Raw genomic sequence first — 24,704 nt, 5'->3', positions numbered from 1 at the left:
CACCTCGGGCGAGAAGCTTCCGTCCTTAGTTTCTGTCAGGCCCTGCTCTCCGCGTGTCAGCAGGATGCGCTTCCAGAATCCCTCGCGGCTGATAATCAGTTCGTCGGGCGTTCGGACAGCCCGGTGCGTTCCAAAACGGCACCAGAATCGCTGCATGTGCCGCCGGACTGGACCGCGGCGCGCGGCGGCCGCGGCGGAGAATCCGGCGGTCGTGTGACTAATGCCAATCTTGCCGCCCGGATCGAGCCGCGCCGCGAGGGTTACTACAATGCCATCCAGGTCTATCCCTGGTCGGAAGGCGCGCTCTATCAGGTCTATGCCGCGCCGGGCCAGATCACCGATATCGCGCTGGAACCGGGCGAGCAGCTGACCAGCACGGGCCCGATCGCCGCCGGCGACACCGCCCGCTGGATCATCGGCGACACCGAGAGCGGCAGCGGCAGCCGCCGCCGTGTGCATGTGCTGGTCAAGCCGACCCGACCCGAGATCAGCACCAATCTGGTCATCGCCACCGACCGGCGACGCTACATGCTGGAACTGCGCGCCGACGAAGAAACCTGGATGCCGGCGGTGTCATGGCACTATCCGGAAACCTCGTCTGCGGCCGCACAGCGTCGCGCGGCCCCTGCCGGCGGTTGCTCTGTTCGGCTGGCGGCACCGCACCGGCCTCATAGCCCAGATGGGCGGTCAGTTCGGCCCCCAGCATCCGTTCCATCAGCCGGACCTTCAGCTCTTTCATCAGCCCGGCATCGCCCAGCAGATCCTCAGGCCGCTTCGCACGGCCCGCACTCGCTGGAAATCGTCATCAGCCGCTTCCAGGAAACGTCATGATCCTCACCGCTCTCAGGAAGCATGGACCGACTTGCGGCTCGGATCGGAAAAACGCCAGCAGGTGGTGCGGATCCATCCGCATGGTGCAGCCACGGTGCGGTACGCCCAATCGCTCGCGGTCCGGCAGGGATCGTGTTCATGACCGATAAGGAAAGCACTGCCGCGCCGATGCGCCTGCGGGCGAACCCACCCCGCGTGACCCGGCTGTCGCGCAAGGCGCTTGCGGGCATGGCCGCGATTGCCGCGCTCGGCATCGGTGCGGCGTTGATCTATGCGCTGCAGGGCAGGGACGTGGAACGAACCGGCGAGGAGCTGTTCTCCACCGAAAACCGCGCCACCGCCGACGGGCTGGCGAATCTGCCGCGCGACTATACCGGCCCCGCCCTCGGCCCGGCGCTGCCCGGCGATCTCGGCAAGCCGATCCTCGATGCGCGCAATCGCGGCGAGCCGGTGCCCGCGCCCGCCACGCCCGCCGACACCGCACCGGCGATGGATGCGGCGGAGCAGCAGCGGCTGGCGGAAGAGGAGGCCGCGCGGCTCAGCGGCGTGTTCTTTCAGGGCGGATCGCGGGAGGCGGGTACGGCGGCCGCCGGAGGCCGGGCAGGCCGCTGACGGGCTTGGCGCCATAGGCCAGCCCGGCGCGACAGCGCCCAGGACCGCCAGGCGGCGTTCCTGGGCGCCGCCGCCGATCGCGTCACGGCGGCCCCGGACCGCATCGAGCCCCGGCCTCGCCCTGGATCCTGCAGGCCGGCTCGGTGATCCCGGCGGCGCTGGTCACCGGCATCCGCTCGGACCTGCCCGGCCAGATCATCGCCCAGGTCACGCAGCCCGTCTATGACAGTCCGACCGGCTCGATCCTGCTGATCCCGCAGGGCACCCGCATCATCGGCGAATACGATGCGGATGTCGCATTCGGCCAGCGCCGCGTTCTCCTTGTCTGGAACCGGCTGATCTTTCCCGACGGCCGCTCGCTGGTGCTGGAGCGCCTGCCGGGCGCCGATGCCGCCGGTTACGCCGGGCTCGAGGACGGCGTCGATTACCATTGGGGAGATCTGATGAAGGCCGCCGGGCTCTCGACGCTGCTGGCGGTCGGCACCGAACTGGCTGCCGGCGACGAGGAGGACCGGCTCGTCCGCGCCGTCCGCGACGGCGCCCAGGACACCATCGACCAGGCCGGTCAGCAGATCGTCCAGCGCCAGCTGCAGGTCGCACCCACGCTGACCGTCCGGCCGGGATTCCCGGTCAGGATTCTGGTCTCGCGAGACCTTGTGTTTGAGAATGCCGGAGGATGACACCATGACCAAGCTGAAGCTGGGGCCGATCGCCGACGATGTGCCGGTCAAACTGACCGTCGAATTGCCCGCCGGCCTGCACAGGGATTTGACCCTTTACGGCGAACTCCTCGCCCGCATCGGACCCGGCGGGCAGGGCGCAGCAGTCCCGCCGCAGAAGCTCGTGGTGCCGATGCTGGAGCGGTTTCTGGCCTCGGATCGCGGGTTCGCGAAAGCAAGGCGGAGCGTCATTGTCCGGGGGCAGGCAGACGGCTGAACACAGGGTAGGTGGGGAACCAACGTGCCTTACCTACTCGCGCTCCTCCGGCACCTCCTGCCGCAGCCTCGGCCCACTGGCGAGGCGGTGGCCAAGGGCTTCGAGGAAGCGGTCGTAGCGTTGCCCACCCTGCGCCTGCGCGGCGGCCTGCGCCGCATCGGGCAGCGGCGGGGTGGCGGTCAGCCAGGACCGCATGAAGATCGCGAAAGCCTCGTTGGCGATACCGATATCGCGTTCGAGCCGCTGGATGCTGCGGTCGATGCGATCGAGCCTCCGGGTCATGGCCGCCTCCTGCCGTTCGTCGGCATCGGGGGTGAGGAAGGAGGCGATAGCCGCCTCGGCGACGAGCGAGCGGGATTTCCCGCGCCGGTCGGCGTAATCGGCCAACAGCAGCATCAGTTCCGGGTCGAGATAGACCGAAAGGCGTCTCTTCTTGTCGGCATGTTCCGGCATGGCTCAAAGTTCCAACCCATCGTTCTGGTCCATGGAGATCTGGCGCGCGACCCGGCGCATGTCGCGCACCAGACCCCGATTGCGGACCGCCTGCCGCTCCGAGGCATCAAAATCGGGATCGAACTCGTTGTCTGGAAGCGTCACCGGCTGCGGCACGATATCCTGATAGGGCTCCAGCCCCGGCTCGCGGCGCAGGCCGGCATTGTCCAAATCCCCGGACGAGTTGGTGTCGGCGTGGGCAAGCGCGGCATCGGCGCGGCGGCAGCATCAGCCCCCTGCCCCACATCATCCGGCTTTGGCGGCTGCAGCCCGGTCCAGTCGTCCGGCCGCTCCGATGGCACGACCTTCCGGGGATCGGGTGGAGACAGCACCCGCTCCCGGAAACGCGGATCGGCATAGTAGCGCATCTTCCTCGCCCGGATCGGCGGCGTACCGGCGACCATGACGATCTCGTCGCCGGGCGGCAGCTGCATCACCTCGCCCGGCGTCAGCAGCGGCCGAGCGGTCTCGGAGCGCGAGACCATGATATGGCCGAGCCAGGGCGCCAGGCGGTGCCCGGCATAGTTCTTCATCGCCTTCATCTCGGTGGCGGTGCCGAGGGCATCGGAGACCCGTTTGGCCGTCCTCTCGTCGTTGGTGGCGAAGCTGACCCGGACATGGCAGTTGTCGAGGATCGAGTTGTTCGGCCCATAGGTCCTTCAGCTGGCTCATATCCTGCAGGATCGGCCAGAGCTGGATGCCATAGCCGGCCATCAGCCCCATGGCGCGCTCCACTGCCTCCAGACGCCAAAGCGCCGCGAACTCGTCGAGCAGGAACAGGGCAGGGGTCTTGAGCCGCTCAGCGGGCCACAAAGCGGCCGATCTGGTTCAGCACCAGCCGGATCAGCGGCTTGGTGCGCGAGATGTCCGAAGGCGGCACCACCAGATAGAGCGTCGAGGGCGTCTCGCCCGCGATCAGATCGGCGATGCGCCAGTCGCAGCGGCTGGTCACCTGGGCGACGACCGGGTCGCGATAGAGGCCGAGGAAGGACATGGCCGTGCTCAGCACGCCGGATCGTTCGTTCTCGGATTTGTTCAGCAGTTCCCGCGCGGCGCTGGCGATGACCGGATGCGGTCCGGCCTCGCCCAGATGCGGGGTCTTCATCATCACTGCCAGCGTCGCCTCGATCGAGCGCCGCGGGTCCGAGAGGAAGGCGGCGACCCGCGCCAGGGTCTTGTCCTCCTCGGCATAGAGCACATGCAGGATGACGCCGACCAGCAGGGCGTGGCTGGTCTTTTCCCAATGGTTGCGCTTTTCCAGCGAGCCTTCGGGATCGACGAGGATATCGGCGATATTCTGGACGTCGCGCACTTCCCATTCGCCGTGCCGGACTTCCAGCAGCGGATTGTAGGCGGCGATCTGACATTGGTCGGATCGAACAACAGGACGCGGCCATGCTTAGCGCGAACCCGGCGTGAGCTGCCAGTTCTCGCCCTTGATGTCGTGTACGATGGCCGAGCCCGGCCAGGTCAGCAGGGTCGGCACCACCAGCCCGACGCCCTTGCCGGAGCGGGTGGGGGCGAAGCAGAGCACATGCTCCGGGCCATCGTGGCGCAGATAGTCCTGATCGTATCGGCCGAGCACGACACCGTCGGGGCCGAGCAGCCCTGCCTGCGGACCTCCTCGGCCCCGCCCATCGGCCGAGCCGTAGGTCTCGACATATTCGGCCTCGCGCGCGCGCAGACCGACATGAAGATGGCGACGGCGATGGCGAGGAAACCGCCCGAGGCCGCGATGATGCCGCCCTCGACAAAGATGCGGGGGGCATAGGCGTCGTAAAAATACCACCACCAGAACAGCGCCGGCGGGTAATAGACTGGGATGCCCCAGAGATCGAACCAGGGCGGACCGAGCTGGGGCTGGAAGCCGAGCCGCCAGGCCGTCCATTGCGTGCCCGTCCAGACCGAGATCAGCACGATCAGGAAGACGATGAGGATCTGGCCCCAGAGGATCTTCGTGCCGGACATGAAATCTGGTTTCCCTGCTGCTATCCCGACACATTGAGGAGAACGCGCCCGTCGCGGGTTGCAACCGCGATCTTCGCGCTGATCGCAGCCCGTCGCAGAGCAGCATAAAAATACCGGCGGGCTGCGGCGCGCAGGCTTCCTGCGATGCATCGCAATCGGCACCTGATGATGCTATATTCGATGCATCGCTTTCGGAGGCATCATCATGCGCACGACCCTCAATCTTGACGACGAGTTGCTCCGGCAAGCCCATGACCTCACCGGCATCGGCGAGAAGGCCGTCTTGGTGCGCGAGGGGCTGAAGGCTCTGATCGAGCGCGAGAGCGCCCGACGGCTCGCCCTGCTTGGTGGCAGCGATAAACGGGCACGGTGGCCCCGCGCCGGCAGCCGGCGCCGTGATCCTCGTCGATACCTCGATCTGGATCGACCACCTGCGCGCGGCCGATGCGGAACTGGCCGATCTGCTGAATGCCGGGCTGGTGCTGGCGCATCCCTTCGTCATCGGCGAGCTGGCGCTCGGCAGTCTCAAGGACCGGGAGACCGTCATCGCCGCGATGCAGGGCTTGCCGCAAGCCCCATCGGCCAGCCATGCCGAGGTCATGGCGCTGATCGAAGCGCGTCATCTGTTCAGCCTCGGCATCGGCTATGTCGATGCGCATCTGATCGCCGCCACCCTGCTCGTCCCCGGCACCACGCTCTGGACCCGCGACCGGCGGCTGAGCGCGGCGGCAAAACGCCTCGACCTTCTCCCGAAAGGATGACCCATGTCCCTGATCGATCCCACCCGCCCGCTCGCTGCTGATCATCTCAGCGACTTCCAGTCCCGCCATCCTCCGGCCCTTGCGCGGTCGCCAGTTCAAGAAGCAACGAGGAAATCCTGGGATCCTGGCTAGGCGAGCTTGGAATGCCCTCCAGCCGCGTGACGTTGAGGGAAACCCCGCCACCTCGCAACGCGCGGGCGGATGCGAAACAGGACCAAAACCGCAGGTCGCCGGGATCGCCCGGCAGTCGACAAAGGTCGGCATGTGCATCGTCGTCCCGGCCGCTATCGCATCCCGAAAGCGGCTGTCCCCGAACGCCATCACAATCCCAGTCCGCGCTTTCGGCCCAAGCACCAGTCCACGACGCTCATCCGCGCGGGCGACGCCGGAGACGTGCCGGTCAAGATGCCGGTCCAGCGAGGGCGTCCACGGGACCAGCTTGCCCAGTCCATCGGATCAGCGCCAGAAACAGCGCGATCATGGCGAAGCCAGCAAGTGACAGCATTCCAGTTCGCCACCGGTGCCCGCTCGAAGGGCAAGCCGGTCTCGGCAACGAGCTTTTCGGCCAGTGCGCCGACCTCGCGGTCGCGCAGTCGGTCGAGCAGCCGGCGGGCGAAGACCACGCGGCTGCCCTGCCGCTCGGCCAAACCCTCCTGGATCAGGTGTTCCGCGCGCCGCGTCATCGCCTGCCGCACCTCGATGCCGAAACCGGCCTCCGACAGCGGCACGGGATCGCGAGAGACCGCTTGCCGGTCGAGCCAGGTGGCCCCGCTGGCGGTCACCTGAGCGCGGATGTCCAGGTCAGAACGAACAGCCAGCGCGACGCGTCGCTCGCCACGCGCATCCTCGTAAGACCGCAACTCGATGATAGACCCGAGCGCGCTGTCGCCGGCGGCGTCGAAATGCGGCAGCCGGATGTGATGGGTGCGCCCGTCCACGCCGTCGATCACCGCATAGGCGCTGCCCTTCAACTCGTCGTCATGGCCGCGCTCGACCAGCCGGCCGAGAACCGGGCCATCGGCCTTCTCGCTGGCGAAGACATAATCGGCAACCCCGCGATCTATCCCCTGCCTCGACAGCGCCCGATGGATGCGCTTGATGATGTCGCCGCGCTCGCCGAGGTCGCGCAGCACGCTCTCGGCCTCTGGCCGGATCGCCCATTGCCCCTGCCCGACCTGATCGGCCAGGCCGAGGCGTTCCAGATGCCGCAGCCGGCCGACCTTCTGCGGCAGGTAATCGTCGCGCGGACCGTCGATGCCCGGTGCCATGTCGATGATGCCGGACTTGCCGGCGTCGCGGAGAAGCTGGCGGTCCAGCGCGGTCCAGCGTTCCGCCTCGACCTGCCGCATCAGGCTACGGCGGATCTCATGGTCATGGCGCGGCCCCAGTTCCCGGGTGATCAGGTCCTGCGCCCGGTCGCGAAACCCTTCGCGGATATAGTCGCGGGAGATGACCAGATCCTTGCCGTCATCGGCCCGCCCCCGCTGGATGACATGGACATGGGGATTGTCGGTGTTCCAGTGATCGACGGCGATCCAGTCGAGCTCCGTGCCGAGATCCCTTTCCGCCTGCACCATCAACTCCCGGGTGAACCGCTTCAGGTCCGCCATGTCGGCGGCATCCTCGGGCGAGACGATGAAGCGGAAATGATGCCGGTCGTCCTTGCTGCGCTCAGCGAACTCCTTGATGTCGGCATCGTCGCTGTGTGGATCGAACATGCGGGCTTTTTCGCGGGGCCGTCGCGGCCGAGATAGCCCAGATGCCGCGGCAGTGCCGCGGCCTGCCCGGTTCTGCGGACCACCCGGACCTTGACGGTGCAGAGCCGCGTGCGCCGGGTGATCAGCCTGTTGGCGCGGACGGCAGCAGTTCGGCCCCGGCCAAGCAGCGATGCGCCCGGCGCCACGACGATGCCGTTGCGCGAGACGCGCCCGCCCGCCCTGTGCGCGACCAGCGCCTGGGCCCAACGGCCGGGCGCGCTGGCTGCGGCTGGAGCGGATTCGCCCCGGGCGGATGCGGAAAGCCTCCTCGTTGCTCATGGGCCTATCTCCTGCGAGGTGCGGGATTCGTTCAAGACCCTGCATATTCCGGAAAACTGCGAGGTGCGGTTTGGCACCGCGATGTGCGGAAATGCCCCGAAAACCCGGCAAACACCCCCGACCGCCCGACCCGCACATCGCGGGCTTTTATCTTGCATGTTTTCTGAAGGCGAGGCTGGCCCTCGCCGCCACGCCGACGCCCCGCGCCGGTCCTCGGGAGCGCCTGCGATTTCGCACGAGGATCATCGCATCCTCGCGACGTGAGTGTCGTTGGGCGACGACCGGCCGGTGCGCGCGCTGCCATGCGTCGCGGCCCAGCGGATCGCAGCCGGTGCGGCTGCCGGGTGAACGCGCCTATGCGGAACATGCCCGTCAAATGGCCGAAGGGATCGAGATTTCCGAGGCGTTGGCGCAGACCTTGCGGGACCGCTCGAAAGCTGCGGGCATTACGCCGCCTGCCGCCAGGCATCACCTTCGAGGGGCACGACATCACCGGGCTGGGCCCGGCCGAGGTCGTGGAAATGGGCATCATCCAGGTGCCCGAAGGCCGCCAGCTTTTCGGCCCCCTGACCGTGACCGGTTCCGCGAGCGGCGCGGGCTCGATGCGGCAAACGCTGCGTGCGCTATCGCAATGCCGATCAGATCGACTTCGCCCTGCTGCGGGCGATGCTGCGGCGCCCTGCTGCGGGCGCGGCTCATAGTCGCGCGACAGATAGAAGCCGTCGCTCGTCGCGCTTCCCACCGATCGCCGTCGACTCCGCCGCGCCGCCCGTTCCTGCGCTGTTCGTACGCTACAGCGCGGTTGTCGCCAGGATAATTACGATACGCTCATCACGAGCCTCCTCGGCGGGATCGTCCCCGACGGGCGCTGTCGGGCTGAGGAAAATCGGGCAGAGGATCGTCCGGCAGGGTGAATTTCCGTTGCCAGGAATGCCATGCGGCGGTGACGGCGCCGGTGCCGGGAAACAGGTCATCGAGCGTATCCTCGGGCCGCGCAGCGACCATCTCGAAGGCCCAATGGCAGACGGCTTCCGGCTTGGCGCCGGTCAGCCCGCGGCGCAGGGTAATGCTCTCCTGGAGCCAGTCGCGCAGGACCAGCCGCTTGCTGACCGCAGGCTTGCGCGCGGCTTTGACGATCACCGGCTCCCAGGCATAAGCGACCGGCACGTTGCGCTTGAAGGCGGCGAAACCCTTCACCCAGGCCATCCACCGGGCGCCCGTCGGCTCGACCAGCGGTGCGAGAACGGCGAACGAGCGCGGCGTCGCGGCGGCATGCAGGATCCAGCCGTCGTAATCCCGTTCGAGCCGCGCGATCAGTGCCGCATGATCAACCTCGCCGGCGTAATCGGACCGGTCGCGGTAGAGATGTGCGCAGCCGATATAGGGCGGGTCCGCATAGGCGATCTTCATGGGTTGAGCCCTCCGCTGAGGGGGATGACGTAATGAATGGAATGATTTTTCATTGCGCTGGTCCCGCGTCGGATCGGCGGACGAACAGTCCGTTGGATTGCGACGGGCGGGTGGCAGAAACGTCGTCGGATGGTTCAGTGAACTGCGTTGCATGGGCAGTGCGGCGCTATCGGTCTGCGCTGGTTCTGCATCGGACCCCAAAGGATTCGCCGGGCTGCAACCGTTCCGCATCCGGGCCGCCGGCCATGCTGCCCGCGAAGAGCGGAGCCTCGCGCCAATCCAGCGGCGGCGCGGCGGCAGGAGGGCTGCCAGGAAGCGGGTCGCCGCCCAGCAGCGGCGCGAGCGTGGCGACATAGGCGCGGGTCTCGGCCGGTAGGGCCCGGCCTGAGACCAGATATTCGTCGTAGCGGCCCGGCCCGGCATTGTAGGCCGCCAGCATGCCGGAGATGGTGCCGTAGCGGTCGTGCATCTCGCGCAGATAGGCGGCGCCCGCAAAAATGTTGTCGCGCGGATCGAACGGATCGCTGCCGAGTGCATGGCGGGCGCGCAGCGCCGCCCATGTCTCCGGCATGATCTGCATCAGGCCCATGGCGCCCTTGGGCGACACCGCGCGCGGATTACCCCGGCTTTCGACATGGCGCACGGCGCGGATCCAGGCGGGCGTAATGCCGAAGCGCCGCGAGGCTTCCGCGACATGGGCGGCGAAAGGATCGCTGTTCTGCTGCTCGACAGGCTGCACGGGCTGCGCCAGCAAGCCGGCAGTCGGGGCGACGGCGAAACTCAGGCCGGAAAGAAGAAGGACGGCGAAGCGGCGGGCGGCACCAGCCCGCCCGTTGTCATGTTGATGAACGAATATCCGCATGGCTCAATCCCGCTCGTCGCGCTTTCTCGGGCGCGACCAGTGCAGGCTCCACATCCGGCCCTGCTCGTCCGACTGGAACAACCTGGCGCGGATCGGCTGCACGAAGACGGGATCGTCCAAGGCGACCGAGATGTATGTCCCGGCCTTCTCGCCGCTATGCGTCCAGCCGGCGCCGATCTCCGGACCGTCCTCGCTGACGAAATGAATCCGGTAATCCGGCGCCTTTTCGACATCGGCATTGTGGGTCGGCACGAAGACCAGTGCGAGGTCGAGCGTGACGGTGCGGATGCGGCCCTCGTAGCCGGATTGCGTGCGGGTGAATTCGCCGATCTGTGGCATCATTTGGTCCCTTCGGTTTCGGTTGGTGGTGAAATCAGCTAGGTGGAGAGGCAAGCAGCGGGGGCTGGTCGTGATGACGATCACCTTCGCCGAGCAGCCAGAGCGGGATCGCGCGGCCGATGACGGAAGCGGCGGGGAGCGGGCCGAAATAACGGCCGTCGAGACTGTCGCGGACGCCCGGATTCAACAGGAAGATCTCGTCGCCACCGATCACCCGGCAGCCCTGCCAGATGGGCAAGGGTCGGCCGAGGCTGTCGCATCCGCGCGCCTTGCCGATAGCCTTGCCGTCGACTGTGATCGTGTCACCGCTGCGGCAGACCCGCGTGCCGGGAAGGGCGGCGGCGCGCTTCAGCAGCGGCACGCCGGGGCCGACATAGCCGCGCGCCGTGACGAACTGGGCGAGCGGTCCGGGCGGCGTGACAGCGACCAGATCGCCGATGGCGGTGTCGTCGGCCGCAAGGCCATAAAGGCCGATGGGCACACTGGCGGACGCGTTCCAGATCAGCCGGGGCGCGATCTCGGTGACAGAAATGCCGCGATCACCAGCACGGCAAGGCCGGTTGCGGCGAGGTATGCGGTGCGGGTTCTGCGGATCATGACGCGCCTCCGCGATCCGCAGGACCGTCGGCGGGTGCATGACCATCCGCACCGGCACTACCGCCGTCTGCGCAGATGGATGCCTCGACTGCGGTGACCGCGTCATTCGGGGATGCGTCCCCGAGCACCGCATTCAGCGCAGCCTCGCTGCGCAGGATGGCGCGGCCGATGGCCTCCGGGATCTGTGGCACCACCGCATCGCCGAAGGCTTCGACGATCAGGCTGGCCGCAGACGTCCCCTTGCGGCTGCCGAGCGCAATGCGCGTGCGGCCAGCCAGGCGGAAATCCCATCATCCACCCGTATGTGATGGGCAATGCCGCCGTTCCAGTCAGGCCATGGCTCCTGAGCATCGCCGCCAGCGCCCGCGCCCCGGCCCATTTGTCCGGCGCCCGGTCCGTCATTGCCCCGTCCGTCACCGCGTCCATAGTCGGGGATTTCCGGCGGTCGTAGGCCGGGCTCCAGTCGTCCATGCGGCTGTCCCGCTTCGTCGGCGTCGGCAGGATCTCGGGCGCTCCTGGAATGCCGCAGTCACCCCGCATGCCGGCTGTTGTGGCCCTGCAACTGGCTCAGCACATCGCCCCGGCCGCCGCGATCCGCATCCGTCTTGCGCGGTGTGGCGAGGATCATCCGCAGCGGATATGTCGAGCCCGCGCCGCCGCCGGCGCCGTCCTTCATCCCGTCCGAGGCCATCGGCGTCGGCAGCGGACGGTTGCGGAACAGGTCGGAGAGGCCCGACTCCTTCATCGCCCTCCGCGCCCCCGATCCGCCTTCCAGCCGCATGCCACCCTGCTGGGATTGCGACACGGGTGTCGGCAAGCTTCTGGGGATCGCAGCCGATGAGCCAGGACCGTTTGCGGACATGGTTGGCGCCGATATCCGCAGCACCCACCACGCACGGCCAGCAGGCGTAACCGAGCGCGTCCAACTCATCGAGCAGCCGGTCGGCGCCGCGAGTTCGGAGATTGCTGCTGTTCTCAAAAGCGAACCAGCGAGGGCGGCACTCTCCGACCAGCCGGACGGCTTCGAGGTAGAGGCCCGAGCGTTCGCCCTTGATCCCCTTGCCCTTCGTGTTGGCGCTGCTGATGTCCTGGCAGGGCGGCGAGCCGACGACGATCTCGGGCAGACATCCGAGGTCGGAAACAAGTCGAGCTGCCGTGAGGGTGCGGATGTCGTCATAGAGTCTGACATGCGGGAAGTTCTCCGAATAGAGGATGCGCCGCCATGCGATTATCTCGCAGGCGGCGATGGTATTGAGCCCCGCCCGGTGCAGGCCTAGGGTCCAACCGCCGGCAGCACCGCTGAAGAGGTCGAGTACCCGCATCCATGGCGCGGCGGCGCATGCCCCGACCTTCCGGCGCTTCAGCCAGGCGGCGTGCTGCGCCTTGGTGTAGGTCCGGAACGGCTCCCCCGCAGCCATACGGTTGTGGACATGCCGCCAATGCTCCGGCGAGACCATGTGGCGTCGATGCCCAGCGCCTCGACGGCGTCGACCGCTTGCAGCACCCGCTCGACCTTCGGCCAGCCGCTGACCCGCAGCAGGATCTCGGCGCCCGGACGGATGGAGGGCAGCGTCTGGAACGGCTCGCCCGCCCCGACGGCGCGCAGGATGTCGAGGCGGGAGACCACGGTGCCGTAATCGTTGCCCGCCCAGCGCACGACGGCGAAGGCGCTGCCCGGTGCGAAGCCGACGGTCCGGCGCTGACGGTCGATCCGGTGCTCATGGCAGAAGCGTCCGAAACGCAGCCACTGCTCGACCCGCTTCTCCCGCCAGATCAGGTCGACAAGGGTAAGCGGAGCAGGATCTGGCCTCGGCTTCTCAGGGTGACGAACACTCATTCGTCACCCCCATTCATGGCACTGCCAGTCCACGAATTAAGGGACAAATCGGTATTTTCCACCGCCTGCCACGCGCCTACAAGGTTAGGATTCCTTAAGTTAGGTAAGTTAGGAGGGGCTGAATTCCTGTTCGCATTCATCGGTTACATCACGCCGAACGAAGCTGAGGAGGCTTTCCACGAAACCTTGAATGCTGCCGAAAAAGCAGCCTAATCAGTGAACCACAAACTCTCCGGTAAACCCGGGGCGGTTCACCGACGCGCAGCGCGAGGCGCGGCGGTAAAGGGATTGGCGGGGGCGGGTTGGAAACACAGCCGCGGCAGCCCGTCGGAACCGATACCGAGAGATAGGCGATAACCGGGCAGCGGCTGTCTTTGGACGATGGCCCGGATCTCGAAGGCGAAGCGCTTGAAGGGCGAGAGGCTGCCGGATTTCAGGTGCAGATGCCGAAGGTCGAAACTCCAGCCTCCGGGCTGCCGGCCGCCGTGGCGGCGCACCAGCCGGTAGAGCCAGCGCTCCAGCCCGCCCTTCAGGTCGAAATAGGCCCGGTTGATGGTCAGGACCAGCGCGTCGTCCATCACCCCGGCATAGAACCAATCCGGCAGGATCAGTTCGATCCCGAGCGGCCGGCGCCGGTCGTCGAGCAGTTCCTTCCATTCGTTGATCCAAGAAAAGCGGTGCCGCCGCCGCTCCGCCGGCTGGCGGATCGAGGTGGCGACCGTCGTCGACTGCAACCGGTCGAGCGCCGCCTTCAGCCGCAGGTAGCTGCGGGCGGAATCGTCACGCTGGATGAAGGTCAGGATCTCGTAGGGCGTCGCCGCCATCAGCCGGGAGGTCCGCAAGCCGTGGTTGCGGGCCTCGACGATCTGGCTGGCGGCCCAGATCAGGATGTCGGCATCCCAGATCGTCGCCATGCCGTGTTCCGGCGTCGCCTCGACGCGGATCGACACCGAGCCCATGTGGAAATCGATCGGCACAACGCGGCGGGACTTGGCCAGCGAGAAGAACGGCCAGGACATCAGGTCGCGGGAATCGCGCGCGGCGATATCGCGGGCGACCGGCCGGAACAGTTCCATCTGCCGGCCGTCGCAGATGCGGCGCAGGGACAGCGAAGAGGTCATCGCGCCATTCCCCGTCCGGCACCGATCGGTCGGGCGGCGGGCGACTTGCCATCTCCGATGTAGATTGCCGCGCCGAGCCTTCGATCCAGGCGCGCAGGTCGGCGATGGTGTAGACGACACGGCCGCCGAGCTTGCGGTAAACCGGACCGGTCCCGCCGCAGCGATGCTTTTCCAGCGTGCGGGGCGAGAGGTCCAGAAGCCGGGCGGCTTCCTCGGTGCGCACGAAGCGCGGCCAGTCGGGATCGGGTTCGTTCTGCATCGTCAGACTCCGTCGCAAGACCCACCGGAGAGCCGGGATTGCGACGACGATGGCGCAAAAGCAGCACCGGGCCGGAGTGACAGAGTGACGGCCCGATTTTCGCCACCCCCTTCGCTGGCGGCCGGAACCCGGTCAACGAAAAGCTTTCCCCTCTCACGAATCCCCATTATACTAGGTGGCGCCGGATCGGGTGCCCGGCGACTCCTCCGGCATGAGACTGCGGGAGCGAGTTGCCAGGAATCTGCGCCGGCTGAGACAGGAGAAATCCCTGTCGCAGGAGGAGCTTGCCGACCGTGCGGACATCAACCGGAACTATGTCGGCATGCTGGAGCGCGAGGAGAACGCGGCGACGGTCGACATGCTGGAAAAGCTCGCCGCGGTGCTGGAGGTCGATCCGGTGGAACTGCTCCGCCGCGACCGGACGTGAGCTTTCGGCAGCTGTTCGCCCGTTTTTCCGAGGATTCGCAGGTTTGCGCCGACCGTCAAACCGCCGTCATGTTCGTTCCGGAATGTGCGTATTCGAAAAATCCCGATACGCGGCACGGATCGTTCCCCTAGAAAGGGATCGCCGCGTTCTTCATCCTGGGCACGGATCCGATAGAGGAGAGCCCAATGGCTGCCGACGCCTTCGAGGAAACCCCGCCGCAATCCGAGCGGCTGACCGGCTATGACGAGGCCCATCTGACCACCTATCTGCGACTGCTTGACGCAGAGGAGGAAGGGGCCGACTGGCGCGAGGTGGCCCGGATCGTCTTCGGCCTCGACGTCGCCGCCGATCCCGACCGGGCGAAGCGCATCCATAGCAGCCATCTGGCCCGGGCGCGCTGGATGACCGAGGCAGGCTACCGTCAGTTGCTGAAACCGCACATGCGCTAGGGCAGGGAACGGCAGCGGTATCTGTCCGCGTCTTTGGGGTGGCGTCGGCATATCCGCCATTCCCGAGCACAATCTATGCGTGAATCCGCATGTCTGCATAATCACGGGTTCCGACCCGCCTTTATTCCGATGGGGAGCAGAGCCATGCCGCCTTCCACCGATTGGAGGTCACCGGGCTATGACGACCGGTTCCGGACGCTCGACCGTGCCCGGATGACCTTCCAGTTCCTGCGCCGCAACCGCCGCTATGGCGCGGAATATTCCAGGATCCGCAAGCATATAGGGCGTGGGGCGCCCGTTGCCGACAGCACGAGAGAGGAGATCGCCCGGATGGCCCGCCGCTGGGGGCTGATGTTTCCCGGTCGATCCGGCCCTTCCGGTATCGGAAGCCCGGCCGCTCTGGCACCCTGATGCGCTTCCCTCCACCCTGATCCTCACCGCCGCACCTGAAGGTTATGACCGGCCACCGCTGCTTAATCCAGCCGATCTGCCGCTGGCGCCGGTCTTGCGGACAAACGACGGGCTGCACGGCATTGTCGCCGATGCGGGCGGCGATCACCGGCTCTGGTTTCCGCACGGCATGGCCCGGATCCGGCTGGCGATCGTCGTGCCGCTCGACGAGGATCTGATGCTCCGGCTGAACAGCTCCGGCGATTTCATCGCCTGCTGACCGGCAGGCCGGTCAAGCCCGATCCCGTCCCTGCAGGCGCTTTCGGCATCCGAGCGGCACCGCGCCACCCTGATGCTGCGTGCCTGGGATGGGGCCGAATCCGGCGCCTCCCGCCGGGACATCGCCGGCGTGCTGTTCCGGACGGATTTTAGCGGGCTCAGCGCCGCGGAATGGAAATCGGCCTCCGAGCGCCGGCATTGCCCGCATCCTCGCCGAGGCGCGGGCCATGATCGGCGGCGAGTATCTCACGCTGTTGTGGGGCAAGCCGCGCCGGCGGCTCTGAACCGATTGCCGCCGCAGCTTCAGGCGTGCTGATCCGCTCGGTCGAGGAGGAGATCGCCGCCGTGCAGGGGCATCTGGCCAAGCTCAAGGCCAATGGCTGCACGGTCTGCATCGCCTGCGAATGTTCCAGTTCCTCGAACACGGTGCACGGGCGTCCCGATCTAGGCGTTGGCGGCTTCGGCCATCAGTTCGGTCACGGTGCTCGGGTGGTTCATGATGTCTCTCCGGTCTGGTCGAGGCGCGGGCCCTGGTCGGCGGCGAATACCTGACCTTGTTGCGGGGCGGCCAGCGCCAGCGGCGCTGAACCGACCTTCGCTGGCGACATCAGCTGCTGGCGAGGTCGGCCTCGTATCGCTCCCGGCGCTGGCGGAGGAACGCCTCGATCTCCGCCGGGGTGGTGGCGCCGTATTCGACCATCTGACCGAGCAGTTCGAGGGCTTCGTGGATGTCGTTGCGGTCGAAGCCGAATTCGCATTCCGCGTGGATCTTCGCCGCAAGGGCGGTGGTTTCGGTTTCACAGGTCATCGGCGTCCTCCGTTCTGGGGTTGGGCTGAACCGCTCAGCCGATGCTCGTGGCCAGCTGGGCCGGGGTCGGCAGATGCTCGATCTCGACCTCGACCGTGATGATCGCCTTCCGTTGCGCGAACAGAACCGCGTCGATCCTGCCCGGCATGTTCGTGCGCGAGCATACGTCGGCCGGTCATCCCGACCAAATCCGTTGCGGCAGCGCGGGCGGCGGCGAAGGGGATGATCCTTGGCGGTGGTCATGCCGGTTCTCCTCGGCTTATGCGCGCGCCGTTCCCGGCGCTTCCGCTGGCGGTGGTCAGATCATGCCCGCCTTCCGCAGCCATTTGGCGGCGTCGGCGGCATCGGTTGCGTGGACAATGACCGTCAGGGTCACGCTGTCGCGGCTGGCGCGGGCCTTGACCCCGGTGTCCGCGTCCATGCCCATCTCGATGTCCTCGAGGTTGATGCAGCGGGCCAGCGGGTTGCTGGGGATGTTGATCTCAAATGTCGCGGTATGCATCGGGCGTCTCTCCGGGCTTCGGGGGCGATCCATTCGACCCCTTTCACCACCCCGACCCCGCGTTGCGGGGGCATGGCGCCGGCTGGTGTCGACCACCTCCGCGCCTTACGAATAGTCTAGCAAAAACAAGGCGCTAACGCAAGCCGATTGCGATGTTTTATCCATTATTTTCAGTCTTTTAGATGATTTCTTAACCCCTTAACACTGCCGCCGAAACGCCCACGGATGGCCACCCCATTCGCCAGCGGACACCCGTTCCCCCCTCTGCTCTGAAGCAAAGCGCGCCGTTCGCGACCATGCGCCGACGGTAATGCAAAACCCATCGGTGGCGCTGTGGCGCTGTCTTTTCCCAAGCCTTCCTTCCCAAGCCCCTGTTTCTTCTTCACGGGAGTAGAATTGGGATTTGGGGGAAGGAAGGTCCGCGGGGGGTGCCCCCCACCGGAGGCTTTCCGGCCGGTCGGCGGCACGCCCCCCTTTCGTCAGCGCCGCCGACCGGTCGATCCAGCCGGCGGCGCTTCGGCTGGCGGTGCGGAAGCGGGAGGCGGCGGGGCCGCCTCCCGCAGGTGCAGCCGCTTGCCCTGCCCGGCCAGCACCTGGGTCGTCATGGTCAAGGTCTCGCCTGCCCGGACTTCATCCAGATAGCGGACATGGCTTTCCACCGTGAAATAGCTGCGGCCCTGGGCGATATAGTCCGGGCCGGCGCCGATCTCCATGGCGCGGATCGCTCGCGTCCAGCGTCGTGCGGCTCCAGGTTCTCGGATGGCGAGCACGTCGCCGTGCCTCGTCGTAGCCGCCATGCAGGTAATCGGCGCCTCGGCGAGCCGCCGCGCGGCCAGTTCGGTCGTGCAGCTCAGCCATGTCAGCCGCGTTGGCTGTTGAGCCGGTTAGGCCGGGCTGCCGGGGTCGATGGGGCTGTGCTCGGCTGGTCATGTCCTGGGGCGGTTCGTTCTGACGGGAGGAGGCCGCACCGTCGGCGCGACGAATAGCCCTCGCTTTGCGGCTTGGCGCCCGAGCCGCAATCCGGGCACCGCTCGTCCTTCCCGCAGCCCCTGTTTCTTCTTCACGGGAGTAGAATTGGGATTTGGGGGAAGGAAGGTCCGCGGGGGGTGCCCCCCACCGGAGGCTTTCCGGCCGGTCGATCCGGCCGGGGAAGCCTTCTCTTGCCCGCGCAGTCTCAGGGCGATCCGGTGCGGACATGGGAAAACCCGGCGGCTGGAACCGCCGGGCCTCCGGGCCTCCCGCTCAGGTCGGGATGTCGTCTTCGTCGATGAAACGGCCTTCGTCCTCGTCTTCGGTCTCGGACTGCGGCGCCCGGCTCAGGAAATCCACCGTCTCGGCGACGATCTCGCAGCCGTAGCGGTCGTTGCCGTCCGCATCCTGCCATTTCGTGTAGTGGATGCGGCCGCGCACCAGAACCTTCGTGCCGGAGTCGCAATATTGCTGGATGGTCCGGCCCAGGCCGTTGAAGGCGACGACGCGGTGCCATTCCGCGTCCTCGACCCGATAGCCCTTCTCGTCGCGCACAACCCGGCCTTCCGAATAGCGCGGGCGCGAGGTGACCAGCTTGAAGCGGGTGACATCGGTGCCGGTGCGGGTGGTGCGGGTTTCGGGGGCCTGACGGATGGTGCCGGCGAGGATGACGATGTTCTGCATTGTGTGTCTCCGTTGCTTCACCGGAGGGACCATTCCCTCCGACGAGACCCGGCCAAGTCCGTCGGGAGGCACCTGCAACTGACGCCCCCTTCGGGCGGCAGCTTGCCCGCAAGGCTTCGGAGTGGGGCGGGCAGCCGCGCGCCTCGCGCGGCAACACGGTCCGGAGCCTTGGGGGTTGCCGGTGAAAACCGCACGGAGTTAGGGGATCGGACAGGCGGAGGGATTGGTTCGTCCGGGGGGCATGACGGGGACAGATCGCAGAACGGCGGCGTTCTCGCCGGTGCCGTCCGGTCGGGGAATCCCCCGGACCGGCACCACCCGCGGCGGTGCCGCTTTGCTTCCCTTTGCTGGTCAGCCTTGCGCCTGCCGCCGGAAGGCCGGGTCGTTCGGGACGCGAAGGATTGGCTGTCGGGCCGGGGGCGCGGGATGGCATGGCTGCCACCTCATCGGCACTGGGCTGGATCGTCCGGCAGTATTGCGGGGCTGGCATGAGGCTGGTCGCAGCGCGGCAGGCATTCACGGCACGGAATGGCAGGATGCGGACGGCAGGGATCATGGGGTTGCGAAAGTTGGGGGGATGAAGGATTTCCGTACTCTGGAGGCCGCAGATCGAGGAAGATCAAGACGGTGCCCGGTGCCTGCGGCGGGCGACTGCTTGCGCGGGGACGCGAAGGACCGGTAGTTCCAGCCAGTGAGCTGTTCATGGACACGCGTGTTTGCCCCTGCATGAATGCGCCTGGGTTTGCTTCGCTTGGACGACGATTGATTGCCTGCACGTCGAACTTCCTGACTCACGGCTTCACAGCACCATACAACTATAAATATTTAAAATGATGAATGAAAATGGCCGCACTATCCTGCACATGTTCAGATTAATTATCAAAGAGCAAGGATTCTGGATATTGTATCAATGTGTTCAAAGAAAGGCTCGAGACTGTTGGCAAGCAAGATATCTCTTTCATTCTATTTTATTCCATGACCATTTGATTGCATACATGCATTCCATTCCGTTTGATTCCAGTCCATTGCTTAATGAAAGTTCCATTCCAGTCCATTTGTGTGTCCAGCCATTCATTCCACCTCGTTTGCATCTGAATGCGTGAAGCTGTTTGCATGTCGCGTATCTCGCCACTCAGGATAGGGAAATTGTCTGACATATCCCGCTGGCCATGCTCTTTTGAACTTCACATTATGGTCGTGGTCTTCAACGTCTACAACCGTTATTCGTAACCGTGAACGGCCAGACGACGGCGCAAAAGGTGAACACGAAAAACACCGCCGAAGGCACCCCCATGACGCTGGTGCGCTGCTGTCCGCGATGCAAGGGATTGCTCGCACCGTCTTCATCAGGCACTCACGCTCATGGACCAGTGATCTTCAGCCGCCGTTGCTTCATGAACCAGGCCGAGCTTCGGGACGAACAGCTTTGGTTACAGCTTGGATGATCCTAGTGTAGAAATAGGTTGGCCCATACTGCAAAATCCGGGTGGAACCTTGGCGGGGCCAGAGCTCGGATCCCAAGGCGCTTTACGAAGCGCGTATCGGGGTCATGGTCCCCTTACCAAACGGCGGCCATTCCGCGCGACATGGAAGAAGTTGCCGATCAGACATGAACATGACAATCTTGGATATGTTGAGAGAATGACGCCTGATATTTCGGAATTTAGCGTGCGTACGCTGACAGCGGCTATCCGCCTTTCCCGTCCTCCTTTCACCGATATGGGTGGTCTCCCCCGTCCGGATCACGCCGCGCCATTCGCGCCGTTCGCATCAGCCATTGGCGCGTCTGCCGATATCTTCGCCTTGTCTTGCGAGCCGGGCCATGCCCGGCGAGCGCGATTTTGTGCGGGCGTGCGGCAGGGATCGGACGCGCGACGGCCGCCGGTCCGATGGATCGGCGGCCGTAGTGTTGTGGGCTGGCTTGGGGTCTACGGGCGCAGCGGCCGCCAAGGTTCGTCCGTCCCAACCGGGCGCCAGGTCAGCCGGCGGCAGCGGAACGTGGTCCAAGTGTAAAGCAGCGGCTCCATGCCGTGCCACCAGTCGGCCGCGATGTCGCCGCAACGGCCCTCGAACAGCAGCCTGCCGCGCGCGGTGTAGAGCCGGAACTCCGCCGGCAGGGCGTCGCCGTCTTCTGGCTTGCCGCGTGCGGGAACGCCGTCGGCGTCCTCGCCCAATCCGATGCAACCGCCGTGATGATCCTTCGTGACAATCCAACGCATGCCGAAATCCTTTCCTTGAAGCTGTTGGGGGGCGCCCGCCCCATGACGGGCGCCGTTGGATTGGGGGTCTGGCCTATGCGGCCGCCTTCCGGTCCCGCTCCTGCAAGGCCGCCATCCGCCGGCCGGCGGTGCGGTAATGCTCAACGTCCAACTCGATCCCGAGCCAATCGCGGCCCAGCAGATGCGCCGCCGCCAGCGTGGAACCGCTGCCGCTGAACGGATCCAGCACCAGATCGCCCGGCTGGGTGAACGCGCCGATCAATTTGCGCAGCGCCGCCACCGGCTTCTGCGTCGGGTGCAGCTTGTTGCCGGTATAAGGGAAGTCCAGCACATCGGGCACGGGGCGGGCGGGCAATGCCGGATCGCCCTTCGCCAGCAGATAGGCCTGTTCGTGCTCATAGCGCAGGAAGCGGGCGGATGAGGCGTAACGCTTGCGGAACACCAGATGCCCGACGATGCGGAAGCCCGCCGCCTTCCACGCCTCCACGAACAAATCGACCTTGTTCCAGCCGTAGAAACTGACGCAGAAACCGCCCTGCTTCAGAACCCGGTGCATCTGGGCGAAGGCCGGGCGCAGCCAGCGGGCGTTGTCGTCATTGGCGACGGTGCGGCCCCGCCGGTCGCGGAAGCGGGTCACATAGGGCGGATCGGTCAGGATGAAGTCCACGGTTCCGGTGCCGAAAGCCTGCATCGCCTCGATGCAATCGGCATTGATGATAAGATTGCGGGGGGTGTTGGCCTTGCCGGTCATGTCTCTGTCCTTTCGGGTTCGGGGCGGAAGGCCCTTGTCCTGATCCGCCGATGGGCCGCGCCTCACCGGTCTGACGTTGGGAAACGCATGTTTCCCCGGAGGCAGAGCGGTGAGGGCGCAGCCCGACCCGCGGCCGCATGGCTGGCGGTCATGGGTCGGGCCGCAGGGGTGGGGCGGCCCGCAGCCGCAGGCGAGGACACGGCCCTGCGCCCCGACGACGCCCGAAGGCGGCGCCTGCCCTTTGACGGCCAGACAGGCGGATGCGTGGCGGACAAATCCAGGAAACGGGAAAACCGTCGGGCCGGGGGTGAGCCGGGCAAGGCCCGGTCGAGCCCCCTGCCCGGCTTCCGCACAACCGCGATCCGCGCGCCGGGCGCGGATCACCTTGGCTCGATGCGGCAGGAAAAAGGCGGCAGGCGGAAATGTCCGTCAGTACCGCCCCCTCGGATCAGCCCTGCGGCGCCAGTTCCCCGAAGCCGTTCAGATTGATCAGCGCGGCGCTACCGGTGATCAGGCCGGCGGTGCCGCAAAGCAGCTTCAGGGCGATGGCGGAGTCGATGGCATCATGGGTAACGCCATGCACGACGGCATATGCGGCGATCATCGCCGGAATCACGAAGACGGCCCGCGCCAGCAGGCAAAGGATCGGGTTCTTCGCCTTGAACAGCACCAGAAGCACCAGCCCCACCGACAGCAGCGCCATGGCAGCTGCCGCAAGCGCCGAGAGCAGGAACCCTGCCTCGGTGGCGTGGATGAATCGGAAGGTTTCGACCGCGACCATCACCGGCAGCGCGTAGATGGCCAGATACCAAGCGATCACACAGGCGACGGCGGTGAGCATGACGGCAAGCAGGATCAGGATCATGGACGCCTCCGAACCAAGGGAATCAGGGATCGTTCACGTCAGGCTGCCAGAGGATGTACGCTACGCCTGCGACCAAAGTTTCACTACGCCGTTGTTATCGCAAACAGCATTCCTATGACACGGCGACGGGTCAAGCGAACGGGGGAAGACCGGACAGATCATGCGGATAGATGCCGGAAATGGCCAACGGTCGGCGACAAGCCGCCAGCCCACGCGCTCATGAGGTCCGTCAACTATCCCGCATCGACCGGAATGTCGAAATGCAGGACGTCCTCGCGCTTTCCAAGCCCGGTATAGAGGGCAATGGCCGGTTCATCCCCGTAATCGGCCTGAACGTAAACCACCCAGGCGCCCCGTTCGGCCGCGATCCGTTGCAAGGCACCGATGAGCGCGGTGGCTATGCCCTGCCGCCGGTGGGTCTCGGCGACAGCAAGATCGTAGATGTAGATTTCCGAACGCGCCCGCTCGAATTTCTCGAGCTCGTAGGCGATCAGGCCGCCGACGACGACGGCGCCGTCCATGGCCGCCAGCGCGATGAGATGATCCCCGGCCAGAAGGCCGCTCAGATAGGCGTCGTCCGGCGGCTCTCCCAGGTAGGTGTCCGGATCGTCGAAGGCATCCCCGAACAAGGCGTTCATCTGCCGCAGGACGGAAACGTCGGATCGGTCCAGGCACCTGATCGACACGGACATCGGCAACTCCTCCTCATGCTTCAGGTGTATTATACCCTGAACCGCCCCTGCGCGTCGGGCCATGTCCAAATGGTCTCGTCGGCGAGGATCGCATCCACGACCGCTTCCGCCCTTGACCGGGCGCTCTGGTTGTCGCCCATTCCCATATGTTCGGTCTCGATCTCGACCAGAAACGCAACGACCTCATCGGGGGACGTTCCCCGGCGCAGTTGCGAGGCCGCCGCAACCAGATAGCTGTCGTATTCGTCCGCAAAGGACAGGTTGGCTTCGTCGTCCCATCTGCCCGCCGGGCTTTCCGGGTCCAGCAACCCGATAGGGTCCCAGAGCGACCAGCCGATATCGCGCAGCTTCGACAGCTTGATCCGGGGGTGCGTTGCGATCTCGGTCATGGGGGCGTCGTGGCAAGAGTCGGGTGGATGGTCAGCTTCGCGCAGGCCGGGGAAGGGTCGCAACGGGAGACCTGCTTCCTCGGCTGACCATCCATCGGCTGAATGTCAGGAGGCGCCGCCCCGTTCGACCTCGCGATCCGCGAACTGGATGCGAACCCCGGCGCTGGACCTGATGACCAACTGGCAGGCGCGGTCTCCTGGGTATAAGAGCGATGTGCGAGGCGCGATCGGACCGCTTCACGCCAAAGATCTCCCGAGCCACACCTGTCTCTTCGTCCCAGACATCGGAGTTTGCCTGTAAATGAAGTATTTACAGCAATTTCTCCGGCTGGCCCGGATTATCCCGCGGTCGGCTGGCCCGGATTTGCCGGTGGGGTGTCGAAATCGTCCTCCATCAGGCTTTCATGAGTCGGTGCTGGATCACGCGACCTGTATTCCAGCCGCCAAAGGACCGTGGCGGGTCGATCCCGTCCACCTCCCAGTCCAGCGCCACGCGCAGAACATCCTTCTCATCCATTCCCATCCCTCCGTGCAGGCCCTTGCCTTGGTGCGGTATTCATGTGGCGACAGATGGACCAACGGGCCCAAGGAGGGGCTGGAGTTCGCCGATTATTCCTTCGAGGAGCATTTCGGCAAGCAGATCGCCTCGTATCCGCCCCGGGCCGTGATGGTCGGAAAGTCAGAGTTGTTCGCAGAGTTGTTCTGCAGCATATGGTGTCATTACGGCCTCGGCTGCCAGGATGATATCCTCCTCGGGGGTGTCCTCGCGGACGTCATGGCTTATCCCGCCGATGGACTTGACGAACAGCATTGCCGCCGGGATGCGGCGCGCAATGATCCGCGCGTCATGCGTCGCGCCCGAAGGAAGAATGGCAACACGCCCGCAGGCGCGTTCCGCGGCCCCGGCCCCGTGAAGGATATTCGGTCAAGGCGCATGGGCCGGATCGTTTTCTCTCGACGGAGTGTTCCGTAGCGTGACTCCGTCTCCTCGCACCGTCTCGTTGTTCGTCGTTGTCCTGCGAGGGTCTTGTGCCTCGGCCCTGCTGGGGCGACGGACAAGATCCCCGGTGGGCATCCTGGCCTCGTGTCAACTCTGCCGCTAAGCCCTCGCCAATATCGTTTACACTATTGCGGCTGGATACGGAAACCATCGGCTACACATCTACTAGATGTTTTTTCGGCTTCCTGTTCGCGCTATAACGGCTTGGCCGTGACTCCG

At 66.0% G+C, this 24,704-nt stretch carries 30 protein-coding genes and 9 pseudogenes; 14 read left to right on the top strand and 25 right to left on the bottom strand.

The features are described 5' to 3' along the window. Positions 1-141 precede the first annotated feature (141 nt). Positions 142-630: pseudogene (locus DPM13_RS09080) on the top strand (TrbG/VirB9 family P-type conjugative transfer protein); the annotation flags it as partial. On the opposite strand, the pseudogene DPM13_RS27690 reads toward DPM13_RS09080, so the two are convergent. After that, a pseudogene (locus DPM13_RS27690) lies at positions 623-760 on the bottom strand (IS256 family transposase); the annotation flags it as partial. The pseudogenes DPM13_RS09080 and DPM13_RS27690 sit on opposite strands and share 8 nt — an antisense overlap. A gap of 209 nt (positions 761-969) precedes the next feature. Between DPM13_RS27690 and DPM13_RS26835 the strand changes: the two are divergent. From DPM13_RS26835 to DPM13_RS09065, 3 genes are all read left to right on the top strand, one after another. Then, positions 970-1,443 carry a hypothetical protein gene (locus DPM13_RS26835; protein WP_397246168.1) on the top strand — a complete coding sequence of 158 codons (474 nt, stop codon included), beginning with the start codon at positions 970-972 and terminating at the stop codon, positions 1,441-1,443. Between the two features lie 143 nt (positions 1,444-1,586). Next, positions 1,587-2,123 carry a TrbI/VirB10 family protein gene (locus tag DPM13_RS26830; protein WP_397246165.1) on the top strand — a complete coding sequence of 179 codons (537 nt, stop codon included), beginning with the start codon at positions 1,587-1,589 and terminating at the stop codon, positions 2,121-2,123. Between the two features lie 4 nt (positions 2,124-2,127). Next, positions 2,128-2,379, top strand: coding sequence for a DUF2274 domain-containing protein (locus DPM13_RS09065; RefSeq protein ID WP_112888739.1), 252 nt, complete (start codon positions 2,128-2,130; stop codon positions 2,377-2,379). A 33-nt stretch (positions 2,380-2,412) separates the two neighbouring features. Here DPM13_RS09065 and DPM13_RS09060 read toward each other — a convergent pair whose 3' ends face one another. From DPM13_RS09060 to DPM13_RS24985, 5 genes and pseudogenes are all read right to left on the bottom strand, one after another. Then, the gene (locus DPM13_RS09060; RefSeq protein WP_112887874.1) at positions 2,413-2,832 is read right to left on the bottom strand and encodes a CopG family transcriptional regulator; all 420 of its coding nucleotides are present in this window, start codon (positions 2,830-2,832) and stop codon (positions 2,413-2,415) included. A 3-nt stretch (positions 2,833-2,835) separates the two neighbouring features. Then, entirely contained in the window at positions 2,836-3,042 is a 207-nt protein-coding gene (locus DPM13_RS25000) for a hypothetical protein (protein ID WP_189654992.1), read from the bottom strand. Then, positions 2,973-3,615, bottom strand: a pseudogene (locus tag DPM13_RS24995) (type IV secretory system conjugative DNA transfer family protein). The gene DPM13_RS25000 and the pseudogene DPM13_RS24995 overlap by 70 nt, the downstream one beginning before the upstream one ends. A 55-nt stretch (positions 3,616-3,670) precedes the next feature. Continuing rightward, positions 3,671-4,405: pseudogene (locus DPM13_RS24990) on the bottom strand (type IV secretory system conjugative DNA transfer family protein). Further along, positions 4,342-4,839, bottom strand: coding sequence for a hypothetical protein (locus DPM13_RS24985; RefSeq protein WP_262983286.1), 498 nt, complete (start codon positions 4,837-4,839; stop codon positions 4,342-4,344). Before DPM13_RS24985 ends, DPM13_RS24990 begins: the two are co-directional and overlap by 64 nt. A 205-nt stretch (positions 4,840-5,044) precedes the next feature. Here DPM13_RS24985 and DPM13_RS26825 point away from each other — a divergent pair. Further along, positions 5,045-5,110: pseudogene (locus DPM13_RS26825) on the top strand (type II toxin-antitoxin system VapB family antitoxin); the annotation flags it as partial. Between the two features lie 124 nt (positions 5,111-5,234). Then, positions 5,235-5,600, top strand: coding sequence for a type II toxin-antitoxin system VapC family toxin (locus tag DPM13_RS22820; RefSeq protein WP_112887873.1), 366 nt, complete (start codon positions 5,235-5,237; stop codon positions 5,598-5,600). Between the two features lie 320 nt (positions 5,601-5,920). Here the strand turns inward: DPM13_RS22820 and DPM13_RS09040 are convergent. From DPM13_RS09040 to DPM13_RS09015, 5 genes and pseudogenes are all read right to left on the bottom strand, one after another. Then, positions 5,921-7,636: pseudogene (locus DPM13_RS09040) on the bottom strand (relaxase/mobilization nuclease domain-containing protein). 831 nt (positions 7,637-8,467) lie between these two features. Then, on the bottom strand, positions 8,468-9,199 hold the full coding sequence (locus DPM13_RS09030; RefSeq protein WP_223252477.1) for a hypothetical protein: 732 nt from the start codon (positions 9,197-9,199) through the stop codon (positions 8,468-8,470). Positions 9,200-9,212: 13 nt separating this feature from the next. Further along, positions 9,213-9,800 (bottom strand): lytic transglycosylase domain-containing protein, encoded by a 588-nt coding sequence (locus tag DPM13_RS09025; RefSeq protein ID WP_223252476.1) that lies wholly within the window; start codon positions 9,798-9,800, stop codon positions 9,213-9,215. Positions 9,801-9,911: 111 nt separating this feature from the next. Beyond that, positions 9,912-10,247 carry a DUF736 domain-containing protein gene (locus DPM13_RS09020; RefSeq protein ID WP_112888738.1) on the bottom strand — a complete coding sequence of 112 codons (336 nt, stop codon included), beginning with the start codon at positions 10,245-10,247 and terminating at the stop codon, positions 9,912-9,914. Positions 10,248-10,281: 34 nt separating this feature from the next. Then, the gene (locus DPM13_RS09015) at positions 10,282-10,884 is read right to left on the bottom strand and encodes a S26 family signal peptidase (protein WP_397246158.1); all 603 of its coding nucleotides are present in this window, start codon (positions 10,882-10,884) and stop codon (positions 10,282-10,284) included. On the opposite strand from DPM13_RS09015, the gene DPM13_RS22815 reads away from it, so the two are divergent. Then, positions 10,883-11,152 carry a hypothetical protein gene (locus tag DPM13_RS22815; RefSeq protein WP_223252475.1) on the top strand — a complete coding sequence of 90 codons (270 nt, stop codon included), beginning with the start codon at positions 10,883-10,885 and terminating at the stop codon, positions 11,150-11,152. The two genes, DPM13_RS09015 and DPM13_RS22815, sit on opposite strands and share 2 nt — an antisense overlap. Positions 11,153-11,373: 221 nt before the next feature. On the opposite strand, the gene DPM13_RS22810 is transcribed toward DPM13_RS22815, so the two are convergent. From DPM13_RS22810 to DPM13_RS08995, 5 genes and pseudogenes are all read right to left on the bottom strand, one after another. Beyond that, positions 11,374-11,625: a hypothetical protein gene (locus tag DPM13_RS22810; protein WP_223252675.1), complete on the bottom strand. Its 252-nt coding sequence runs from the start codon at positions 11,623-11,625 to the stop codon at positions 11,374-11,376. Between the two features lie 100 nt (positions 11,626-11,725). Beyond that, positions 11,726-12,166 (bottom strand): annotated as a pseudogene (locus tag DPM13_RS22805) (DNA cytosine methyltransferase); the annotation flags it as partial. 21 nt (positions 12,167-12,187) lie between these two features. Beyond that, positions 12,188-12,681, bottom strand: a pseudogene (locus DPM13_RS09005) (DUF2840 domain-containing protein); the annotation flags it as partial. Between the two features lie 251 nt (positions 12,682-12,932). Next, positions 12,933-13,802, bottom strand: a complete 870-nt coding sequence (locus DPM13_RS09000; RefSeq protein WP_189654888.1) for a replication initiator protein A — start codon at positions 13,800-13,802, stop codon at positions 12,933-12,935. A 52-nt stretch (positions 13,803-13,854) separates the two neighbouring features. Then, positions 13,855-14,061: pseudogene (locus DPM13_RS08995) on the bottom strand (helix-turn-helix transcriptional regulator); the annotation flags it as partial. Between the two features lie 211 nt (positions 14,062-14,272). Between DPM13_RS08995 and DPM13_RS08990 the strand changes: the two are divergent. The 6 genes from DPM13_RS08990 to DPM13_RS22785 all read left to right on the top strand — a co-directional run bounded on the left by DPM13_RS08990 (position 14,273) and on the right by DPM13_RS22785 (position 16,158). After that, positions 14,273-14,488 carry a helix-turn-helix domain-containing protein gene (locus DPM13_RS08990; RefSeq protein WP_036749366.1) on the top strand — a complete coding sequence of 72 codons (216 nt, stop codon included), beginning with the start codon at positions 14,273-14,275 and terminating at the stop codon, positions 14,486-14,488. Between the two features lie 185 nt (positions 14,489-14,673). After that, on the top strand, positions 14,674-14,937 hold the full coding sequence (locus tag DPM13_RS08985; protein WP_112887870.1) for a DNA -binding domain-containing protein: 264 nt from the start codon (positions 14,674-14,676) through the stop codon (positions 14,935-14,937). A gap of 75 nt (positions 14,938-15,012) precedes the next feature. After that, positions 15,013-15,348 (top strand): transcriptional regulator domain-containing protein, encoded by a 336-nt coding sequence (locus tag DPM13_RS22800; RefSeq protein ID WP_317616422.1) that lies wholly within the window; start codon positions 15,013-15,015, stop codon positions 15,346-15,348. 16 nt (positions 15,349-15,364) lie between these two features. Then, complete coding sequence (locus DPM13_RS22795; protein WP_397246324.1) at positions 15,365-15,607, top strand: DUF7012 domain-containing protein; 243 nt, start codon at positions 15,365-15,367, stop codon at positions 15,605-15,607. A 72-nt stretch (positions 15,608-15,679) separates the two neighbouring features. Further along, positions 15,680-15,922 (top strand): DUF2285 domain-containing protein, encoded by a 243-nt coding sequence (locus tag DPM13_RS22790; RefSeq protein WP_262983285.1) that lies wholly within the window; start codon positions 15,680-15,682, stop codon positions 15,920-15,922. Further along, a complete protein-coding gene (locus tag DPM13_RS22785; RefSeq protein ID WP_223252473.1) occupies positions 15,916-16,158 on the top strand; it encodes a hypothetical protein in 243 nt (80 codons plus the stop codon). The genes DPM13_RS22790 and DPM13_RS22785 overlap by 7 nt, the downstream gene beginning before the upstream one ends. A gap of 55 nt (positions 16,159-16,213) precedes the next feature. Here the strand turns inward: DPM13_RS22785 and DPM13_RS08965 are convergent, their stop codons facing one another. The 9 genes from DPM13_RS08965 to DPM13_RS08925 form a co-directional block, all read right to left on the bottom strand. Continuing rightward, a complete protein-coding gene (locus tag DPM13_RS08965) occupies positions 16,214-16,414 on the bottom strand; it encodes a hypothetical protein (RefSeq protein WP_036749263.1) in 201 nt (66 codons plus the stop codon). Positions 16,415-16,712: 298 nt separating this feature from the next. Further along, positions 16,713-16,916: a hypothetical protein gene (locus DPM13_RS08960; protein ID WP_112887869.1), complete on the bottom strand. Its 204-nt coding sequence runs from the start codon at positions 16,914-16,916 to the stop codon at positions 16,713-16,715. Positions 16,917-17,395: 479 nt separating this feature from the next. Continuing rightward, positions 17,396-17,629, bottom strand: a complete 234-nt coding sequence (locus tag DPM13_RS08955) for a thioesterase family protein (protein ID WP_223252472.1) — start codon at positions 17,627-17,629, stop codon at positions 17,396-17,398. 529 nt (positions 17,630-18,158) lie between these two features. Further along, positions 18,159-18,569, bottom strand: coding sequence for a single-stranded DNA-binding protein (locus tag DPM13_RS08950; RefSeq protein WP_112887867.1), 411 nt, complete (start codon positions 18,567-18,569; stop codon positions 18,159-18,161). Positions 18,570-20,497: 1,928 nt separating this feature from the next. Then, positions 20,498-20,788 (bottom strand): hypothetical protein, encoded by a 291-nt coding sequence (locus DPM13_RS08945; protein ID WP_112887866.1) that lies wholly within the window; start codon positions 20,786-20,788, stop codon positions 20,498-20,500. Positions 20,789-20,861: 73 nt separating this feature from the next. After that, positions 20,862-21,539, bottom strand: coding sequence for a DNA methyltransferase (locus DPM13_RS08940; RefSeq protein WP_112887865.1), 678 nt, complete (start codon positions 21,537-21,539; stop codon positions 20,862-20,864). A 448-nt stretch (positions 21,540-21,987) separates the two neighbouring features. Next, positions 21,988-22,404 (bottom strand): hypothetical protein, encoded by a 417-nt coding sequence (locus tag DPM13_RS08935; protein WP_112887864.1) that lies wholly within the window; start codon positions 22,402-22,404, stop codon positions 21,988-21,990. A gap of 233 nt (positions 22,405-22,637) precedes the next feature. Further along, positions 22,638-23,096 (bottom strand): aminoglycoside N-acetyltransferase AAC(3)-Ih, encoded by a 459-nt coding sequence (gene aac(3)-Ih / locus DPM13_RS08930; protein ID WP_011749427.1) that lies wholly within the window; start codon positions 23,094-23,096, stop codon positions 22,638-22,640. Between the two features lie 29 nt (positions 23,097-23,125). Next, positions 23,126-23,485, bottom strand: coding sequence for a hypothetical protein (locus DPM13_RS08925; RefSeq protein WP_074991485.1), 360 nt, complete (start codon positions 23,483-23,485; stop codon positions 23,126-23,128). A gap of 412 nt (positions 23,486-23,897) precedes the next feature. On the opposite strand from DPM13_RS08925, the gene DPM13_RS27685 reads away from it, so the two are divergent. Beyond that, positions 23,898-24,458 (top strand): hypothetical protein, encoded by a 561-nt coding sequence (locus DPM13_RS27685; RefSeq protein WP_449579286.1) that lies wholly within the window; start codon positions 23,898-23,900, stop codon positions 24,456-24,458. The last annotated feature ends 246 nt before the right edge of the window (positions 24,459-24,704 follow it).

The organism is Paracoccus mutanolyticus (assembly GCF_003285265.1).
Lineage (GTDB): Bacteria > Pseudomonadota > Alphaproteobacteria > Rhodobacterales > Rhodobacteraceae > Paracoccus > Paracoccus yeei.
Note: the sequence above shows the minus strand (reverse complement) of the source record. Positions and strands in the feature narration are given on the sequence as shown.

Excerpts from the sequence above, each read along its gene's own strand:
- DPM13_RS26835 (WP_397246168.1), top strand. The coding sequence starts at position 970 with ATGACCGATAAGGAAAGCACTGCCGCGCCGATGCGCCTGCGGGCGAAC.
- DPM13_RS09065 (WP_112888739.1), top strand. The coding sequence starts at position 2,128 with ATGACCAAGCTGAAGCTGGGGCCGATCGCCGACGATGTGCCGGTCAAA.
- DPM13_RS09060 (WP_112887874.1), bottom strand. The coding sequence starts at position 2,832 with ATGCCGGAACATGCCGACAAGAAGAGACGCCTTTCGGTCTATCTCGAC.
- DPM13_RS24985 (WP_262983286.1), bottom strand. The coding sequence starts at position 4,839 with ATGTCCGGCACGAAGATCCTCTGGGGCCAGATCCTCATCGTCTTCCTG.
- DPM13_RS09030 (WP_223252477.1), bottom strand. The coding sequence starts at position 9,199 with ATGCAACGCAGTTCACTGAACCATCCGACGACGTTTCTGCCACCCGCC.
- DPM13_RS09020 (WP_112888738.1), bottom strand. The coding sequence starts at position 10,247 with ATGCCACAGATCGGCGAATTCACCCGCACGCAATCCGGCTACGAGGGC.
- DPM13_RS22815 (WP_223252475.1), top strand. The coding sequence starts at position 10,883 with ATGACCATCCGCACCGGCACTACCGCCGTCTGCGCAGATGGATGCCTC.
- DPM13_RS09015 (WP_397246158.1), bottom strand. The coding sequence starts at position 10,884 with ATGCACCCGCCGACGGTCCTGCGGATCGCGGAGGCGCGTCATGATCCG.
- DPM13_RS22810 (WP_223252675.1), bottom strand. The coding sequence starts at position 11,625 with ATGCGGCTGGAAGGCGGATCGGGGGCGCGGAGGGCGATGAAGGAGTCG.
- DPM13_RS09000 (WP_189654888.1), bottom strand. The coding sequence starts at position 13,802 with ATGACCTCTTCGCTGTCCCTGCGCCGCATCTGCGACGGCCGGCAGATG.
- DPM13_RS08990 (WP_036749366.1), top strand. The coding sequence starts at position 14,273 with ATGAGACTGCGGGAGCGAGTTGCCAGGAATCTGCGCCGGCTGAGACAG.
- DPM13_RS08985 (WP_112887870.1), top strand. The coding sequence starts at position 14,674 with ATGGCTGCCGACGCCTTCGAGGAAACCCCGCCGCAATCCGAGCGGCTG.
- DPM13_RS22800 (WP_317616422.1), top strand. The coding sequence starts at position 15,013 with ATGCGTGAATCCGCATGTCTGCATAATCACGGGTTCCGACCCGCCTTT.
- DPM13_RS22790 (WP_262983285.1), top strand. The coding sequence starts at position 15,680 with ATGCTGCGTGCCTGGGATGGGGCCGAATCCGGCGCCTCCCGCCGGGAC.
- DPM13_RS08965 (WP_036749263.1), bottom strand. The coding sequence starts at position 16,414 with ATGACCTGTGAAACCGAAACCACCGCCCTTGCGGCGAAGATCCACGCG.
- DPM13_RS08960 (WP_112887869.1), bottom strand. The coding sequence starts at position 16,916 with ATGCATACCGCGACATTTGAGATCAACATCCCCAGCAACCCGCTGGCC.
- DPM13_RS08955 (WP_223252472.1), bottom strand. The coding sequence starts at position 17,629 with ATGGAGATCGGCGCCGGCCCGGACTATATCGCCCAGGGCCGCAGCTAT.
- DPM13_RS08950 (WP_112887867.1), bottom strand. The coding sequence starts at position 18,569 with ATGCAGAACATCGTCATCCTCGCCGGCACCATCCGTCAGGCCCCCGAA.
- DPM13_RS08945 (WP_112887866.1), bottom strand. The coding sequence starts at position 20,788 with ATGCGTTGGATTGTCACGAAGGATCATCACGGCGGTTGCATCGGATTG.
- DPM13_RS08940 (WP_112887865.1), bottom strand. The coding sequence starts at position 21,539 with ATGACCGGCAAGGCCAACACCCCCCGCAATCTTATCATCAATGCCGAT.
- DPM13_RS08935 (WP_112887864.1), bottom strand. The coding sequence starts at position 22,404 with ATGATCCTGATCCTGCTTGCCGTCATGCTCACCGCCGTCGCCTGTGTG.
- DPM13_RS08925 (WP_074991485.1), bottom strand. The coding sequence starts at position 23,485 with ATGACCGAGATCGCAACGCACCCCCGGATCAAGCTGTCGAAGCTGCGC.